Source organism: Rhodococcus sp. Z13 (assembly GCF_025837095.1).
GTDB classification, from domain to species: Bacteria; Actinomycetota; Actinomycetes; order Mycobacteriales; family Mycobacteriaceae; genus Rhodococcus; species Rhodococcus sacchari.
The window spans coordinates 1,834,430-1,849,655 of the sequence record NZ_CP107551.1 but is presented as its reverse complement, the minus strand read 5'-3'; the positions used below and the strand labels follow the sequence as shown (position 1 = coordinate 1,849,655).

16 protein-coding genes are annotated in these 15,226 nt (G+C 70.7%); 1 reads left to right on the top strand and 15 read right to left on the bottom strand.

Translation table 11 applies throughout. The features are described 5' to 3' along the window. Nucleotides 1-13: 13 nt before the first annotated feature. From dprA to OED52_RS08390, 9 genes are all read right to left on the bottom strand, one after another. On the bottom strand, nucleotides 14-1,135 hold the full coding sequence (gene dprA / locus OED52_RS08430; RefSeq protein WP_264154191.1) for a DNA-processing protein DprA: 1,122 nt from the start codon (nucleotides 1,133-1,135) through the stop codon (nucleotides 14-16). Next, a complete protein-coding gene (locus OED52_RS08425) occupies nucleotides 1,132-2,640 on the bottom strand; it encodes a YifB family Mg chelatase-like AAA ATPase (protein WP_264154190.1) in 1,509 nt (502 codons plus the stop codon). The genes dprA and OED52_RS08425 overlap by 4 nt, the downstream gene beginning before the upstream one ends. After that, complete coding sequence (locus OED52_RS08420; RefSeq protein ID WP_264154189.1) at nucleotides 2,640-2,996, bottom strand: YraN family protein; 357 nt, start codon at nucleotides 2,994-2,996, stop codon at nucleotides 2,640-2,642. Before OED52_RS08420 ends, OED52_RS08425 begins: the two co-directional genes overlap by 1 nt. Before the next feature lie 133 nt (nucleotides 2,997-3,129). Further along, entirely contained in the window at nucleotides 3,130-3,444 is a 315-nt protein-coding gene (locus OED52_RS08415) for a DUF2469 domain-containing protein (RefSeq protein ID WP_264154188.1), read from the bottom strand. A 37-nt stretch (nucleotides 3,445-3,481) separates the two neighbouring features. Continuing rightward, a complete protein-coding gene (locus OED52_RS08410) occupies nucleotides 3,482-4,180 on the bottom strand; it encodes a ribonuclease HII (protein ID WP_264154187.1) in 699 nt (232 codons plus the stop codon). Next, nucleotides 4,177-5,019, bottom strand: coding sequence for a signal peptidase I (gene lepB, locus OED52_RS08405; protein ID WP_264154186.1), 843 nt, complete (start codon nucleotides 5,017-5,019; stop codon nucleotides 4,177-4,179). Before lepB ends, OED52_RS08410 begins: the two co-directional genes overlap by 4 nt. Nucleotides 5,020-5,197: 178 nt before the next feature. Next, nucleotides 5,198-5,539: a 50S ribosomal protein L19 gene (gene rplS, locus OED52_RS08400; protein WP_264154185.1), complete on the bottom strand. Its 342-nt coding sequence runs from the start codon at nucleotides 5,537-5,539 to the stop codon at nucleotides 5,198-5,200. 85 nt (nucleotides 5,540-5,624) lie between these two features. Beyond that, nucleotides 5,625-6,530 carry a hypothetical protein gene (locus OED52_RS08395; protein ID WP_264154184.1) on the bottom strand — a complete coding sequence of 302 codons (906 nt, stop codon included), beginning with the start codon at nucleotides 6,528-6,530 and terminating at the stop codon, nucleotides 5,625-5,627. A gap of 121 nt (nucleotides 6,531-6,651) precedes the next feature. After that, entirely contained in the window at nucleotides 6,652-9,000 is a 2,349-nt protein-coding gene (locus OED52_RS08390) for a Tex family protein (RefSeq protein WP_264154183.1), read from the bottom strand. A 171-nt stretch (nucleotides 9,001-9,171) separates the two neighbouring features. Here OED52_RS08390 and OED52_RS08385 point away from each other — a divergent pair, with 171 nt between their 5' ends. Next, a complete protein-coding gene (locus OED52_RS08385) occupies nucleotides 9,172-10,113 on the top strand; it encodes a serine hydrolase (protein WP_264154182.1) in 942 nt (313 codons plus the stop codon). Nucleotides 10,114-10,152: 39 nt separating this feature from the next. Here OED52_RS08385 and trmD read toward each other — a convergent pair whose 3' ends face one another. The 6 genes from trmD to ffh form a co-directional block, all read right to left on the bottom strand. Beyond that, nucleotides 10,153-10,863, bottom strand: a complete 711-nt coding sequence (gene trmD, locus OED52_RS08380; RefSeq protein ID WP_264154181.1) for a tRNA (guanosine(37)-N1)-methyltransferase TrmD — start codon at nucleotides 10,861-10,863, stop codon at nucleotides 10,153-10,155. Between the two features lie 3 nt (nucleotides 10,864-10,866). Beyond that, complete coding sequence (gene rimM, locus OED52_RS08375; protein WP_264154180.1) at nucleotides 10,867-11,454, bottom strand: ribosome maturation factor RimM; 588 nt, start codon at nucleotides 11,452-11,454, stop codon at nucleotides 10,867-10,869. A gap of 10 nt (nucleotides 11,455-11,464) precedes the next feature. Continuing rightward, nucleotides 11,465-11,707 carry an RNA-binding protein gene (locus tag OED52_RS08370; RefSeq protein ID WP_006550954.1) on the bottom strand — a complete coding sequence of 81 codons (243 nt, stop codon included), beginning with the start codon at nucleotides 11,705-11,707 and terminating at the stop codon, nucleotides 11,465-11,467. Further along, nucleotides 11,707-12,168, bottom strand: a complete 462-nt coding sequence (gene rpsP / locus OED52_RS08365) for a 30S ribosomal protein S16 (protein WP_264154179.1) — start codon at nucleotides 12,166-12,168, stop codon at nucleotides 11,707-11,709. Before rpsP ends, OED52_RS08370 begins: the two co-directional genes overlap by 1 nt. Before the next feature lie 206 nt (nucleotides 12,169-12,374). Continuing rightward, on the bottom strand, nucleotides 12,375-13,490 hold the full coding sequence (locus tag OED52_RS08360; protein ID WP_264154178.1) for an amidohydrolase family protein: 1,116 nt from the start codon (nucleotides 13,488-13,490) through the stop codon (nucleotides 12,375-12,377). Between the two features lie 58 nt (nucleotides 13,491-13,548). Continuing rightward, nucleotides 13,549-15,117 (bottom strand): signal recognition particle protein, encoded by a 1,569-nt coding sequence (gene ffh, locus OED52_RS08355; RefSeq protein ID WP_264154177.1) that lies wholly within the window; start codon nucleotides 15,115-15,117, stop codon nucleotides 13,549-13,551. Between the last annotated feature and the right edge of the window lie 109 nt (nucleotides 15,118-15,226).

Here is a 15,226-nt window from a genome sequence, read left to right as displayed (position 1 = left end):
CGGTTTTCCGGGATCACGCACGTCTCCACCCCGCGTCGGTGGCGACGACGAACCCGTCGAGCTCCAGTAGCGGCAGCGCCGCGCGCACCCGCTCGATCGGCAGGCCCGCCGACTCCGCGAGGGCGGCCGGGTCGCACGCGTCCGTGCCCGGCAACGCCTCGTAGACCAGCGTCATGTCCTCCGACAATCCGTCGAGCTCACGCCGGAACAGGCCGTCGCGCCCGTCGTCGCTGCCGAGCAGCGGACCGCACTCCTCCACCACCTCCCGCGCGGTCCCGACCAGACGCGCCTCCCCCTCGCGGATCATCCGGTGGCATCCCTGCGAGGCGGCGGAGGTGACCGGACCGGGCACGGCCGTCACAGGACGGCCGAGGCGTCGCGCCCACGCCGCCGTGTTCCGGGCACCGGAGCGCCAGCCCGCCTCGACGACCACCACACCTGCACTCAGGGCCGCGACGAGCCGGTTGCGGGACAGGAAGCGGTAGCGGGCCGGCGAGGTACCCGGCGGGTACTCGCTGACGACGAGGCCGGTCTCGGCGATGCGGCGCAGCAGCTGGGCGTGTGCGGCGGGATAGGCCCGGTCGACCCCGCAGGCGAGCACCGCCACGGTCGTGCCGCCCACGCCGAGCGCGGCGCGGTGGGCCGCGGCGTCGACGCCGAAGGCCGCGCCGGACATGATCGTCCAGCCGTCGGCTGCGAGGTCCCCGACGATCTCCGAGGTCACGTGTTCGCCGTAGCCGCTCGCCGCCCGGGTGCCCACGACTCCCACGGCCCGCTCGGCGAGCTCGTCGATCCGTCGGCCACCCCACACCCACAGGGCGAGCGGTGCTCCCTCGGTGTCGGTGGCGGTGTCGAGGCGGTCGAAGCTCAGGAACTGCCAGGCCGGCCATTCGTCGTCGTCCGGGGTCACCAGACGACCGCCTGCGCGGGCGAGCCGGTCCAGATCGGTGGCCGCGGTGTCCAGGTGAGCCCGAGACCGCAACCGCGCCGCCACCTCCCCCTTCGCGGTGCCGGCACGGATCCGCTCGGCCACCTCCACGACGCCGTGCTCGTCGATCAGCGCCGACAACGACCGCGACGCGCCCTGTGCCACCGTCGACAGGTACGCCCACGCCAGGCGCCGTTCGTCCGTCATGCCGTCCCCCTGTCCCGGAACTCCAGGGCGGTGGCGACGTGGAGTTCCGACGGTGACGCCGCGCCCTCCAGATCGCAGATCGACCAGGCCACCCGCAGAGCCCGGTCGGCCCCGCGCGCGGTGATGGCACCCTTGCGCAGGGCGCGTTCGAGCGGGCGCAGCGCCGCCGGGGCGAGCCGGAACTTCTGCCGCAATGCCGGGCCGGGGACCTCGGCGTTGGTGGACCAGCCGTGGGCGGCCCAGCGTTCCGCCGCGGCAGCGCGCGCGTTCTCCACCCGGGCGCGCACCTCCTCGGTGCTCTCCCCCGTGTCGCCCATCAGCGCGCTGGTGGACACGGCCTGCATCCGCACCCGCAGGTCCACGCGGTCGAGCAGCGGACCGGACAGCCGTCCCAGATACCGCCGTCGCGCGGCGGGCGCGCAGATGCAGTCGGCGTCCCGGGCCGGTGCGCACGGGCAGGGGTTGGCGGCGAGGATCAGCTGGAACCGCGCCGGATAGCGTGCCACCCCGTCGCGCCGCGCGACCCGCACCTCCCCGTCCTCGAGCGGGGTACGCAGCGCTTCGAGGGTCTTGACCGGCATCTCTGCGACCTCGTCGAGGAACAGGATGCCGCGATGTGCTCGGCTCACCGCGCCGGGTTTCGCCATGCCGGTACCTCCGCCGATCAGCGCACTCACCGTGGCGGTGTGATGCGGTGCGACGAAGGGCGGTTCGGTGACCAGTGGGCGGTCGGGCGACAGGGATCCGGCCACCGAATGGATGGCGGTGACCTCGAGGGCGTGCGCTTCGGTCAGCTCCGGCAGGATGCCGGGCAGCCGTTGCGCGAGCATCGTCTTCCCCACGCCCGGTGGCCCGGTCAGCATGAGGTGGTGCGCACCGGCGGCGGCCACCTCGAGGGCGCGCCGGGCCTCGTGCTGGCCGACGACCTCGCTGAGATCGCCGCGGACCGGGCGTGGTGGAGCGCGGTGTTCGTCGGGTCGTTCCAGCGGCCCGTCACCCTGCAACCACCGCACCAGGTCGGCGAGGGTGTCGGCGCCGTAGACGTCGACGTCCTCCACGAGCGCCGCCTCGCTCAGGGTGGCGGTGGGCACCACGACCTTGCACCAGCCGTGTCTCCGCGCGGCGAGGACCGCCGGGAGCACCCCGCGCACGGGGCGAAGGCGCCCGTCGAGGGCGAGTTCCCCGAGGAGGATCGTCTTCTCGAGCAGATCGAGCGGCACGATGTTGGCGGCGTTGAGCACCGCGCAGGCCAGGCCGGCGTCGTAGACGCTGCCGACCTTGGGCAGCGTCGCCGGCGACAACGCCAGCACGACCTTCGAATCCGGCCATTTCGCACCGGAGTTCGCGACTGCGGCGCGCACCCGGTCGCGGGACTCCTGCAGCGCGGTGTCGGGCAACCCGACCATCTTCACGCCCGGCAGCCCACCGCCGATGTCCGCCTCGATCTCGACGACCTGCCCGTCGATGCCGGTCACCGCCACCGACCACGCCCGTCCCAGCGCCATCAGAGCACCTGCCGCAGGTGCGTGATGGCCGGGGCGTGCCCGCGGCGCAGCAGCACGGTCACGACGTCGATACGGATGCGCGGCCAGCGGCGGTTCTGTTCGGCCAGCCACAGGCCCGCCAGCCGGCGCAGCCGTTCGGCCTTGGCGCGGGTGACCGCCTCGGCGGGGCTGCCGTAGCCGAGCCCGGTGCGGGTCTTGACCTCGACGAAGACGAGCACCGCCCCGTCCTGGGCGACGAGATCGAGTTCGCCGTAGCGGCTGCGCCAGTTGCGTTCGAGCACCACCATTCCGGTGGATTCGAGGAATTCGGCGGCGAGGTCCTCCCCTCGCGCGCCCACCTCCCGGTTGTGTCCCATCTCCCGACTCCTCCCCTGCACGGATCCACTGTGCGGGAAGGGTCGGGGCGGAATCGGGCGCCGGAGGCCGGCTCGACCCGATCTGTGGATGGATTCGGCCCCTGTGGACAACCACCCCTCGGGCCCGGCCGGGTCAGCCCAGCTTGTCGGGCAGCCTCAGCTCGGGCTTGTCGAGCTCTTCGATGTTGACGTCCTTGAAGGTGATGACGCGCACGTGCTTGACGAAGCGGGCGGGACGGTACATGTCCCACACCCACGCGTCGGACATGCGCACCTCGAAGTACACCTCGCCGTTGGCGTTGTGCGGTAGCAACTCGACCGCGTTCGCCAGGTAGAACCGGCGCTCGGTCTCCACGACGTACGAGAACTGACCGACGATGTCCCGGTACTCCCTGTACAGCGAGAGTTCCATCTCGGTTTCGTACTTCTCGAGATCCTCGGCACTCATCGGTCTCGGTGTCCTCCCAGTCTGGTGTGTCCTGCAATCATCCCGCATCGGCCTCGTCCGCGACGAGGCGGCGCCGGATCGCGGGCTGCCCGCACACCGAACGCACATTGGCCCACGACCACCGGTGGTGCGGCGACGGGCCGTGTTCGGCCAGGGCGGCCATGTGCGTCTGTGTGCTGTAGCCCTTGTGTACAGCGAAACCGTACTCCGGTAGCTCGCGGTCGAGTTCCACCATCATGCGGTCGCGGGTGACCTTGGCGAGCACACTGGCCGCGGCGATGCAGGCGGCGGCACCGTCGCCGCCGATCACGGGCAGGGAGGGGGCGGGCAGGCCCGGCACCCGGAACCCGTCGGTGAGCACGTATCCGGGCGGGGTGGACAAGCCCGCGACGGCGCGGCGCATGCCCTCGATGTTCGCGACGTGGACGCCGAGGTCGTCGACCTCCTGCGCGGGGATCACCACGACGTTCCAGGCGGCGGCGCGCCGCACGATGATCGAGTACAGCTCCTCACGGAGGCGTTCGGTGAGCTTCTTCGAGTCGTCGAGCCGGTCGAGGGAGGGATGCACCCTGGGGCCGAGGATGCACGCGGCGACGACCAGCGGTCCCGCGCACGCGCCACGGCCGGCCTCGTCGACACCGGCGACGGGACCGAGTCCGCAACGCACGAGCGCGGATTCCATCGTCTTCAGCCCCGAGGACCGTCGGATCACGGGGCGGGGTGGCCAGGCACTCACGAGGACTGGATCTCCGGGGAGTCGATCATGCCCCATCGGCCGGGGGGCAGCACGATGAAGCGGGCTTTACCGATGACGTTCTCCAGGGGGATGGCTCCCTGGTGCTCGTCGCCGACGTGGTAGCGGGAGTCGGCGGAGTTGCTGCGGTTGTCCCCCATCACCCAGACGTGTCCGTCGGGGACGGTGATCGGGCCGAAGCAGCGGCCGGACGGGATCTCGGTGTCGCAGGTGACGACGCCGGGGGTGAACGGGAAGTCCATGGTGATGTAGGGCTCGTCGAGGGGCACCCCGTCGACGAGCACGCGGCCCTGGTCGTCGCAGCACTCGACGGTCTGACCGCCGGTGGCGATGACGCGCTTGACGAGGTCGTTCTCGTCGGGCGGCACGAGACCGACGAGGGAGCCGACCTCCTGGATGCCGCGGATGATCACGTTGTCGGAGCGGGTGGAGACGTATCCGGCCGACCACGATTCGGGTCCTTCGAAGACGATGACGTCGCCGGGGCGGGGGTCGGTGAAGTGGTAGCCGATCTTCTCCACCACGATCCGGTCACCGGTGCAGCCCGGGCAGCCGTGGAGCGTCGGTTCCATCGACTCGGAGGGGATGAGGTAGACGCGGGCGACGAAGGTCTGGAGCAGGAAGCTCAGGCCCAGCGCGACGACGAGGAGGATCGGCAGCTCGCGCCAGAAGGACTTCTGCTTCTTCTCCTTCGGCGCGGTCTCGCTCGCGGGTTCCTCGCGTCGGTGATGGGCGCCGTCGGCCCGATCGCTGCCTGCCGGACCTCGGACGTCGTCGCGGTTGACACCCGGCCCGGCCGGGTCGTGCGGAGAATCTGCCACCTCGACAGACTAGCCTCTGCCGGGCCGCCCTCCGGCGAGGACGACCGTGTCGACACCGGCCCACGCCGAGCGGTCCGCACCGGCCGGAAAAGACGTATCCGACCCGGAAAGACGCCGACCCGGCCGGGACGTGGAGTCCGGGCCGGGTCGGCGGATGTTCTGGGTCAGCGCCCGAAGATCAGCGCTTCTCCTTGATCTTGGCAGCCTTGCCGCGCAGCTCACGCAGGTAGTAGAGCTTGGCGCGACGGACGTCGCCGCGGGTCAGCACGTCGATCTTGGCGATGTTGGGGCTGTGCACCGGGAAGGTGCGCTCGACGCCCACGCCGAAGGAAACCTTGCGGACGGTGAAGGTCTCGCGGATGCCGCCGCCCTGACGCCGGATCACGACGCCCTTGAAGACCTGCACGCGCTCCTTGCTGCCCTCGATGACCTTGACGTGCACGTCGAGGGTGTCGCCGGGACGGAAGTCCGGGATATCGTCGCGCAGCGACTTGGCGTCCAAAAAGTCCAGGGTGTTCATCGGTTGTTCATCCTCTTGTTCGCTCGAGCAGAGGAACCTGGCGGCGACCGCCGGTGTCGGCGGGCTCGACCGGTTCGTGCCCAGGTCAGGTAGGCGTGCCCGAACGGGGCAACCCGTCCATTGTGCCAGACGGATCACGCCGGGAGGAAATCGGCGGGGGTGCCGGCCGCACACGGCGGTCCAGTTCCCTCTCGGTGGCGGCCCGCGAGTGCTCGACGCTCTCGCGCACGGTCTCGAGGGTGGGGGCGCCGGCGATGAGGTCCTGCACGAAGATCTTGGCGCGGACCGCCGGGCGTCTGAGGCGGCGCTCCCGTTCGAGCGCGCGCTGCATCCGGCGGGGGCGCTTGGCGTACCGCCATCGCGCCCAGGGGGCACCGGGCCGCGACAGGCGGATCGCCCCGACCCACAGCAGCGGGATGACGAACATCCCCACCAATCCGGTCCAGATCTTGCCCTTGGCCAGGACGATCGCGGCGAGGACGAGGTTGAACAACACCACGAACACGAGCGCCGCCCGTTCCACCCAGTCGCCGCTGTCGTCGAAGTTGGTGGCGTCACCGAGCTCGAGGGGCCGCAGGCCCATGAGCCACATGCCGGTCACGGCGATCGCGACGAAGACCGCGTCGACGGAGACGCGGCCCTGCTCCTCCCAGTACACGTCGTTGAGGTAGAAGATCAGCGCGAACTCGTCGAGGGTCAGCGCGGCACCGATCCCGAAGAGGGTGGCGAGTACGACGGCGCCGAGCCGGTTGTCGTCCTCGGCGATGGCGATCAGTCCCCCACCGGAGAGGACCATGAGGATCACGCCGAACACGACGTGGTGCACGTGGTGGCCGTTGGGGGTGATGTTGCCCGGCCACCAGCGCACCTCGGCGCGGATCAGCCGCACGCTGATCCGGATGAAGACGAACGCCAGCACGAATCCGAGCAGGAAGCACAGCAGCGGCAGCCGTCCCTGGTCGACGATCTCGCGGCGTATCCAGTCCGACATCTCCCGATCACCCCGTCACGGATCCCGTGTGCACGGAAGTTTGTCCCACAGAACGACCTCTCACGGAACACAGAATCGCAGGTGCGGGCGTGGTGACGGGTGCACCACGCCCGCCGGGTGTCTACGAGTTACCGAAGCCGGCGCGCCGCAGGGCGTCGGCCATCGAGCCGGAGGCCGCCGCACCGGAGCGGCGGTCGCCGCCCTGCCGGCCGCGGTCGTCGCGCCCCTGACGGCCCCGGCCGCCCTGACCACGCTGTCCGCCCTGACCGGCCGGGCGCCGCACGCCGCCGCGACCGCGGGAGCCGTCGGCGTCCGGGGCGGGCAATTCGTCGTCGAGCCGCAGCGTCAGGCCGATGCGCTGGCGCGCCACGTCGACCTCGAGGACCTTGACCTTGACGACCTCACCGGAGCGGACCACGTCGCGCGGGTCCTTGACGAAGCTGCGCGACATCGCGGACACGTGCACGAGACCGTCCTGGTGCACACCGATGTCGACGAAGGCCCCGAATGCCGCGACGTTGGTGACCACGCCCTCGAGCACCATGCCGGGCTTCAGGTCGGCGACCTTCTCGATACCGGCCGCGAAGGTGGCCGTCTTGAATTCCGGACGCGGGTCGCGGCCGGGCTTGTCGAGCTCGGCGATGATGTCGGTGACGGTGGGGACACCGAACCGGTCGTCGGCGAACTCCTCGGGCCGCAGCGTCCGCAGGGCGGCGGTGTTGCCGATCAGCTCACGCACGGTGCTGCCGGTGCGGTCGACGATGCGGCGCACCACCGGATAGGCCTCGGGGTGCACGGCCGACGCGTCGAGCGGGTCGTCGCCGTTGGGGATGCGCAGGAAGCCCGCGCACTGCTCGAACGCCTTCGGCCCGAGCCGCGGGACGTCCATGAGCGCCTTGCGGTTCCGGAACGGCCCGTTCTGGTCGCGGTGCGCGACGATGCTCTCGGCGAGGGAACCGGTGATGCCCGAGACCCGCGACAGCAGCGGCACCGAGGCGGTGTTGACGTCGACGCCGACGGCGTTCACCGCGTCCTCGACGACCGCGCCGAGCGACCGGGCGAGCAGCGTCTCGGACACGTCGTGCTGGTACTGGCCGACCCCGATGGACTTGGGGTCGATCTTCACGAGTTCGGCGAGGGGATCCTGCAGGCGCCGGGCGATGGACACCGCCCCGCGGATGGACACGTCGAGGTCGGGCAGTTCCTTCGTGGCGTACTCCGACGCCGAGTACACCGAGGCGCCGGCCTCGGAGACGACGATCTTCGTCAGGCCGGGCACGTTCACCCGCGACAGCAGGTCTGCGGCGAGGGCGTCGGTCTCGCGGGAGGCGGTGCCGTTGCCGATGGCGACGAGTTCGACGCCGTGTCGGGCGACGAGTGCGGCGAGGACGGCGAGGGCCTCCTCACGCTTGTTGTGCGGCTGGTGCGGATAGATCGTGGTGTGGTCGACGACCTTGCCGGTCGCGTCGACGACGGCGACCTTCGTGCCGGTCCGGTAGCCGGGGTCCAGCCCCATGGTCGGGCGGGTGCCGGCCGGGGCCGCGAGCAGCAGGTCCTTGAGGTTCGCGGCGAACACGTCGACCGCGTCCTTCTCCGCGGACTGCCGCAGCCGCATCCGGATGTCGAGCGCCAGCGACATCTGCAGCTTGGTGCGCCACGCCCACCGCACGGTGTCGAGCAGCCACTTGTCGGCGGGGCGGCCCTCGTCGGCGATGCCGAAACGGGTGGCGATGCGGCCCTCGTAGTAGCTGCGCTCCCCCGGTGCGGGTTCCTCGCTGTCGGGTTCGAAGGACAGCGACAGCACCTCCTCCTTCTCACCGCGCAACAACGCCAGGATGCGGTGCGAGGGCAGTGCGTCGAAGGGTTCGGAGAACTCGAAGTAGTCGGCGAACTTCGCGCCGTCGGTCTCCTTGCCGGCGCGCACCGAGGAGCGGAGCCGGCCACGGTTCCACATGGCGTCGCGCAGCTCACCGACGAGGTCGGCGTCCTCGGCGAACCGTTCGACGAGGATGGCGCGGGCACCGTCGAGCTGCTCGGCGGTGAACCCGGCGGGGTCGGTGGTGGGATCGCCGAGGAGGGCATCGGCGACGGGTTCGTGACCGGCCTCACGGGCGATCTGCGCCTTGGTGCGCCGCTTCGGCTTGAAGGGCAGGTAGATGTCCTCGAGGCGCGCCTTGGTCTCGGCCGTCACGATCTGCCGCCGCAGGGCGTCGTCGAGCTTGCCCTGGGCCTCGATCGATTCGAGGATCGCGGCGCGCCGCTCGTCGAGTTCGCGCAGGTAGCGCAGGCGTTCCTCGAGCAGGCGGAGCTGGGCGTCGTCGAGGCCGCCGGTGACCTCCTTGCGGTACCGCGCGACGAACGGCACGGTCGCGCCGCCGTCGAGCAGTTCCACCGCGGCAGCCACCTGGTGTTCGCGGACCTGGAGTTCCTCGGCGATGCGCCGGTTCACGGTGTCGATTTCGGTCGTCACGTCGAACGACCCTACAGTTGACCCGGCAAGTGGGTACCCCGTGTCACACGGTGTCGGGTGCCCACAGCTGCATGGACTGCGGCGTCGGGTCGCCGCACAATGGAACGCAGGAGCAACAGAACAATGAAGCGTGGTCGCGGTCGCGCCCGGTCGAGCGCTGTGGGACTGCTCGTGGCAGCCACCGTGGTAGCGTCCTGGGCCACCTCCGCCGCCCCGCAGGGTTTCGGCCCCGAAGCACTCGCGGTGGCCCCGACCGCCGAGTCCGCGACCGCGGACACCTCCCTTGTCCCGTCGATGGACGCCCTGCCCCGTCGGATCGAGGCGGCGGTCGCGGCGGCCGCCGACCGCGGTGCGGATCTGATCGTCGCGGTGCTCGACCGCGAGACCGGCGCCCGGGTCGTCGGGGGTGGCGACGCACCCGTGGCCACCGCGTCGGTGGTGAAACTGTTCATCGCCGAGGAGGTGCTCTACCGGGAGGCCCTGGGCGAGGCGACCCTCGGCGAGGAGGACCACGAACTGATCCGCTCCATGCTGCGGTCCTCGGACGACTCGGCGGCGTCGCTGCTGTGGGATCTGTACGGCGGCCCGGAGATCGTCGAGCACGTCGTGGAGCGGCACCGGTTGACGGGCACGGCCCCACCGGTGCCGGGCACCGGCTGGTGGAACACCACCACCACGGCCTCCGACCTGCTCACCTGGTACGACGACCTGCTCGGTGGGAGCGCTCTCGGCGCGCAGGCCACCGCCCGCATCGTCGGGCACCTCATGGAGTACACCGACGAGGGCGTCGACGGCTATGACCAGCGGTTCGGCCTGCCCGACGGGCTCGACGACGACGCCTCCGAGCTCGGGGTCAAGCAGGGCTGGATGTGCTGTGTGGACGGGCGGTGGATGCACCTGTCCACCGGCTTCTTCGGGGACGACCACCGCTTCGTCGTGGTCGCCGCCGCGCAGGAGTCGGTGCTGTACGACGAGTCGGATCCGTTGTACGAGACGGGTTTCCTGCCCGACACGGGGGTCTACGACGCCACCGAGGACGGCAGCGCGGAACACGCGCGCCGGACCCTGACGCTGGCGGTGGAGACGGCCTTCGGCAGCGGCGCGCGCCCCTGACCGTCCGGGCCGCGCCTCGTCGGGCTGGGCCTCGGCAGGCTAGGCCTCGTCGGCGGGCAGCAGGTCGGGGCGGCGTTCGCGGGTGCGGGCCAGCGACTGCTCGTGCCGCCACTGCGCGACCTTGCCGTGATCGCCGGACAGCAGCACCGGCGGCACCTCGAGTCCCCGCCACACCGCCGGACGCGTGTAGCTGGGGCCTTCGAGCAGGCCGTCGGAGAACGAATCCTCCTGGTGCGACTGCTGATTGCCGAGCACACCGGGGATGAGACGGACGACGGCCTCGACCATGACGAGCACCGCGACCTCCCCACCGATGAGGACGTAGTCGCCGATGCTCACCTCCTCGACGCGCACGCGGCGGGCCGCGTCGTCGAAGACACGCTGGTCGATGCCCTCGTAGCGGCCGCACGCGAAGACGATGCGCTTCTCCTGCGACCAGCGTTGCGCGGTGGCCTGGTCGAAGCGGCGCCCGGCCGGGGTGGGCACGACGAGCAGCACGTCGGGATCGGGTTCACCGTCGGGTCCGGCGAGGACGTCGTCGAGCGCCGGCCCCCAGACCGTGGGTTTCATGACCATGCCCGGTCCCCCGCCGTACGGGGAGTCGTCGACGGACTTGTGCACGTCGTGGGTCCAGTCCCTCAGGTTGTGGACGTCGACGGAGATCAGGCCCTTGTCGATCGCCTTGCCCAGCAGGGCCACGCGGAGGGGTTCGAGATATTCGGGAAAGATGGTGACGACATCGAGCCGCACGGACTACTTCTTCCCCTCGCTCGACTTCTTCTTGGACGGTGGTTCGCCGAAATCGGGGTCGAGCAGACCCTCCGGCGGATCGATCTCGATCACGCCCTCGCGGACCGACACGGTCGGTACGATCTCGGTGACGAACGGGACGAGGATCTCCCCGCGGTCCTGCCCGGCGGGCCGGATGGACAGCAGTTCGCCGGCGGCGGTGTGCAGCACCTCGCGTACGGTGCCGACCTCGGTGCCGCCGTCGGGACGGTCGGCGACGATCCGCACCGTCAGACCCTCGAGTTCGTGATCGTAGAACTCGTCCGGATCGTCGGAGGGCGGCAGCTCGGAACTGTCCACCACGAAGATCACGCCGCGGAGGGCGTCCGCGTCATCGCGACTGTCGACGCCCTTCAGGCGCAGCAGAAGCCGCCCGGAGTGTTCCCGGGCGGCTTCCACCGTGTAGTCGTACAGACGCTTGTCGCGGGGCTTGCGGCCACGGAGGACCGCACCGACGGCGAAGCGCTCGTCGGGTTCGTCGGTGCGAACTTCGACGACGACTTCGCCCTTGATGCCGTGGGACTTCACCACACGGCCCACGACGAGCTCCATCGGCGCTCGCCTAGCGGTCGGTGTCGACGACGTCGACCCGGATCCCCCGGCCACCGATACCGGTGACGAGGGTCCGCAGGGCGGTGGCGGTACGCCCGCCACGGCCGATGACCTTGCCGAGATCGTCGGGGTTGACGTGCACCTCGACGGTGCGGCCCCGACGGCCCGCGATCAGGTCGACGCGGACGTCGTCGGGATGGGCGACGATCCCACGAACGAGATGCTCGACGGCATCGGCGACCACGGCGCTCATTACTCGGCGGCCTCGGTGGACTCGGCCTCGGTGGCTTCACCCTCGGCGGGAGCCTCGGCAGCCTCGTCCTTGGCGGCCTTCTTCTTCTTGGGGGTGATGGCCTCGGCGGCCGGGGCGTTCTCGGCCTCGGCGAGCGCGGCCTGGAAGAGCTCGAGCTTGGACGGCTTGGGCTCCGCCTTCTTCAGGGTGCCCTCGGCGCCCGGCAGGCCCTTGAACTTCTGCCAGTCGCCGGTGATCTTGAGGAGGTTGAGGACCGGCTCGGTCGGCTGCGCGCCGACACCCAGCCAGTACTGCGCACGCTCCGAGTCGATCTCGATCAGCGAGGGCTCTTCCTTCGGGTGGTACTTGCCGATGGTCTCGATCGCCCGGCCGTTGCGGCGGGTGCGCGAGTCCGCGACGACGACGCGGTACTGCGGGTTGCGGATCTTGCCGAGACGGGTGAGCTTGATCTTGACAGCCACTGCTGTGTTCTCCTTCGGGGTGCGCCGAGGCGCGTGTCACGTGCAATTCGGACAGCGCGCCCTTCTGGCACGCCCGGTTTTGCCTCTACCTGTGACCGTCGCTCGGTACGTGGGCAGGGTTGCCCACACCGGATGCGACGACAGCCATCCATTGTGCCAGATCCGCGAGCCAGGACGAAACCGGCGCCGGACCAGGGCTTTCGGACCTATCGGACGAGAGCGTCGTCGCTCGCGACCACGCGTCCGCGCAGCACCACGAGCGACGGCCGGGCCTGCGCCGGATCGGTGCGCGGGTCGTCGCGGTAGACGATCAGGTCCGCGGAGGTGCCGGCCTCCAGGCTCGGGTGCCCGAGCCATGCGCGGGCCCGCCAGCTCGCGGCGGCGTACGCCTCGGTAGGGCTCAGGCCGACCCGCACGAGCGAGGCGATCTCGTCGGCGATCCGCCCGTGCCGCACCTGCCCACCGGCGTCGGTGCCCGCGTAGATCGGGATACCGGCCTCGTGTGCGGCCCCGATGGTCGCGTCGAGCCGCGCGTACAGCTCGCGCATGTGCGCCGCGTACACCGGGAAACGGGTGGCCGAATCGGCGATCTCGGGGAAGTTCTCGATGTTCACCAGGGTCGGCACGAGCGCGGTGCCCTGCGCGGCCATCGTGGCGATGGTCTCGTCGGTCAGGCCGGTGCCGTGCTCGATGCAGTCGATACCGGCGGCGAGCAGCCCCGGCAGCGCGTCCTCCCCGAACACGTGAGCGGTGACCCGCGCGCCCTCGCGGTGCGCGGCGGTGATCGCCTCGGCGAGGATCTCGTCGCTCCACAGCGGCGCGAGGTCGCCGATGCTCCGGTCGATCCAGTCACCGATGAGCTTGACCCAGCCGTCACCGGCGCGGGCCTGCCGCGCGACCTCCTCGGGCAGCTGCGATTCGTCCTCGAGGTCGACGGGCAGACCGCGGATGTAGCGCTTGGGCATGGCGATGTGCCGTCCGGCCCGGATGATGCGCGGCAGGTCGGTCCGGGCGTCGAGGCCGCGGGTGTCGACGGGTGAACCGGCGTCGCGCAGCAGCAGGACCCCGGCGTCGCGTTCGGTCACGGCCTGCGCGAGCAGTCCCTCGGCGTCCTCCGCTCCCCCGCCGAACCGGATACCGACGTGGCAGTGGGCGTCGACGAGACCGGGCAGGATCCACCCGTCGTCGGTGAGCACCTGCGCGTCCGGCAGGGGTTCGGCCGAGAACGCGCCGTCGGATCCGATCCACAGTTCGACGGTTTCGTCGTCCTGCAGACGACGTCCCCGCACCACGTACGGGCCAGGTTGCTCGGCACCGACCACGGCGGCCTCCTCGGAGAGCTCGGGAGTCCGGTGCCGGACGGGCCGACACCGGACGGGGTCAGTTCTTCGGGAACTTCAGCTTCGACAGGTCGAAGCCCTCGAGGCCCGGGGGCAGCTCGTCGAGGCCCTTGGGCATGTTCGACAGGTCGGGCATCCCGGCCGGCATGCCACCGGGCAGACCCGGGAAGCCACCGGGCAGACCGCCCCGCACCTTCGGCGGGGTCGGGCCACGTCCGCCCTTCTTGCCCTTCTTGCCCTTCTTGCGCTGGTTCTTCCGGGCGCCCGGCATGCCCATCTGCCCGGCCATCGCGGCCATCATCTTGCGGGCCTCGAAGAAGCGGTCGACGAGCTGGTTGACGTCGGAGACCTTCACACCGGAACCGTTGGCGATGCGCAGGCGCCGCGAACCGTTGATGATCTTCGGGTTGGCACGCTCCTCCGGGGTCATACCGCGGATGATCGCCTGGATGCGGTCGAGCTGCTTCTCGTCGACGGCGGCCAGGGCCTCCTTCATCTGCCCCGCACCGGGCAGCATGCCCAGCAGGTTCGCGATGGGACCCATCTTGCGGACGGCCATCATCTGCTCGAGGAAGTCCTCGAGGGTGAGCTCACCGGAGCCGATCTTGCTGGCGGTGGCCTCGGCCTGCTTGGCGTCGAAGACCTGCTCGGCCTGCTCGATGAGGGTGAGCACGTCGCCCATGCCGAGGATGCGGCTGGCCATGCGCTCGGGGTGGAAGACGTCGAAGTCCTCGAGCTTCTCACCGGTCGACGCGAACATGATCGGCTGACCGGTCAGCTCGCGGACGCTGAGCGCGGCACCACCGCGAGCGTCGCCGTCGAGCTTGGTGAGCACCACGCCGGTGAAGCCGACGCCCTCGCGGAACGCCTCGGCGGTGCTCACGGCGTCCTGGCCGATCATGGCGTCGAGGACGAACAGCACCTCGTCGGGATTCACGGCGTCGCGGATGCCGGCGGCCTGCGCCATCAGCTCCTGGTCGATGCCGAGGCGTCCGGCGGTGTCGACGATGACCACGTCGTACTGCTTGTTGCGGGCCTCGGCGACACCCTGCTCGGCGACCGCGATCGGGTCGGCGGCCGTGACACCGAGTTCGTTGTCGCCGCCACCGATGGACGTGCCCGGATGCGGGGCGAACACCGCGACACCGGCGCGTTCGCCGACGACCTGCAGCTGGGTGACGGCACCGGGGCGCTGCAGGTCGCAGGCGACGAGCAGCGGGGTGTGACCCTGGCCCTTGAGCCACTTCGCCAGTTTGCCGGCGAGCGTGGTCTTACCGGCACCCTGCAGACCGGCGAGCATGATGACGGTCGGCGGGTTCTTGGCGAACTTCAGACGGCGGGTCTCACCACCGAGGATGCCGACGAGCTCCTCGTTGACGATCTTGACGACCTGCTGCGCCGGGTTGAGCGCACCGTGGACCTCGGCGCCCTTCGCGCGTTCCTTGATCTTCTTGATGAACTCGCGCACCACCGGCAGCGCGACGTCGGCCTCGAGCAGCGCGAGGCGGATCTCGCGGCAGGTCGCGTCGATGTCCGCGTCGGACAGCCGTCCCTTGCCGCGCAGGTCCTTCAGGACCCCTGTCAACCTGTCGGAAAGGGATTCGAACACCGAATGCGCTCCTGAGCTCTGACGAATGTGCGGACAATGCTGCGAACCAGGGTAACCGCTCGCCTCGGGGCCCGGCCGCGGGTGGCCTCCCCTCCCCGGGCAGACCACC

What these genes read in the sequence shown, in the direction of transcription:
- dprA (WP_264154191.1), bottom strand. Translation starts at nt 1,135, where the DNA reads ATGACGGACGAACGGCGCCTGGCGTGGGCGTACCTGTCGACGGTGGCA.
- OED52_RS08425 (WP_264154190.1), bottom strand. Translation starts at nt 2,640, where the DNA reads ATGGCGCTGGGACGGGCGTGGTCGGTGGCGGTGACCGGCATCGACGGG.
- OED52_RS08420 (WP_264154189.1), bottom strand. Translation starts at nt 2,996, where the DNA reads ATGGGACACAACCGGGAGGTGGGCGCGCGAGGGGAGGACCTCGCCGCC.
- OED52_RS08415 (WP_264154188.1), bottom strand. Translation starts at nt 3,444, where the DNA reads ATGAGTGCCGAGGATCTCGAGAAGTACGAAACCGAGATGGAACTCTCG.
- rplS (WP_264154185.1), bottom strand. Translation starts at nt 5,539, where the DNA reads ATGAACACCCTGGACTTTTTGGACGCCAAGTCGCTGCGCGACGATATC.
- OED52_RS08395 (WP_264154184.1), bottom strand. Translation starts at nt 6,530, where the DNA reads ATGTCGGACTGGATACGCCGCGAGATCGTCGACCAGGGACGGCTGCCG.
- rimM (WP_264154180.1), bottom strand. Translation starts at nt 11,454, where the DNA reads ATGGAGCTCGTCGTGGGCCGTGTGGTGAAGTCCCACGGCATCAAGGGC.
- OED52_RS08370 (WP_006550954.1), bottom strand. Translation starts at nt 11,707, where the DNA reads ATGAGCGCCGTGGTCGCCGATGCCGTCGAGCATCTCGTTCGTGGGATC.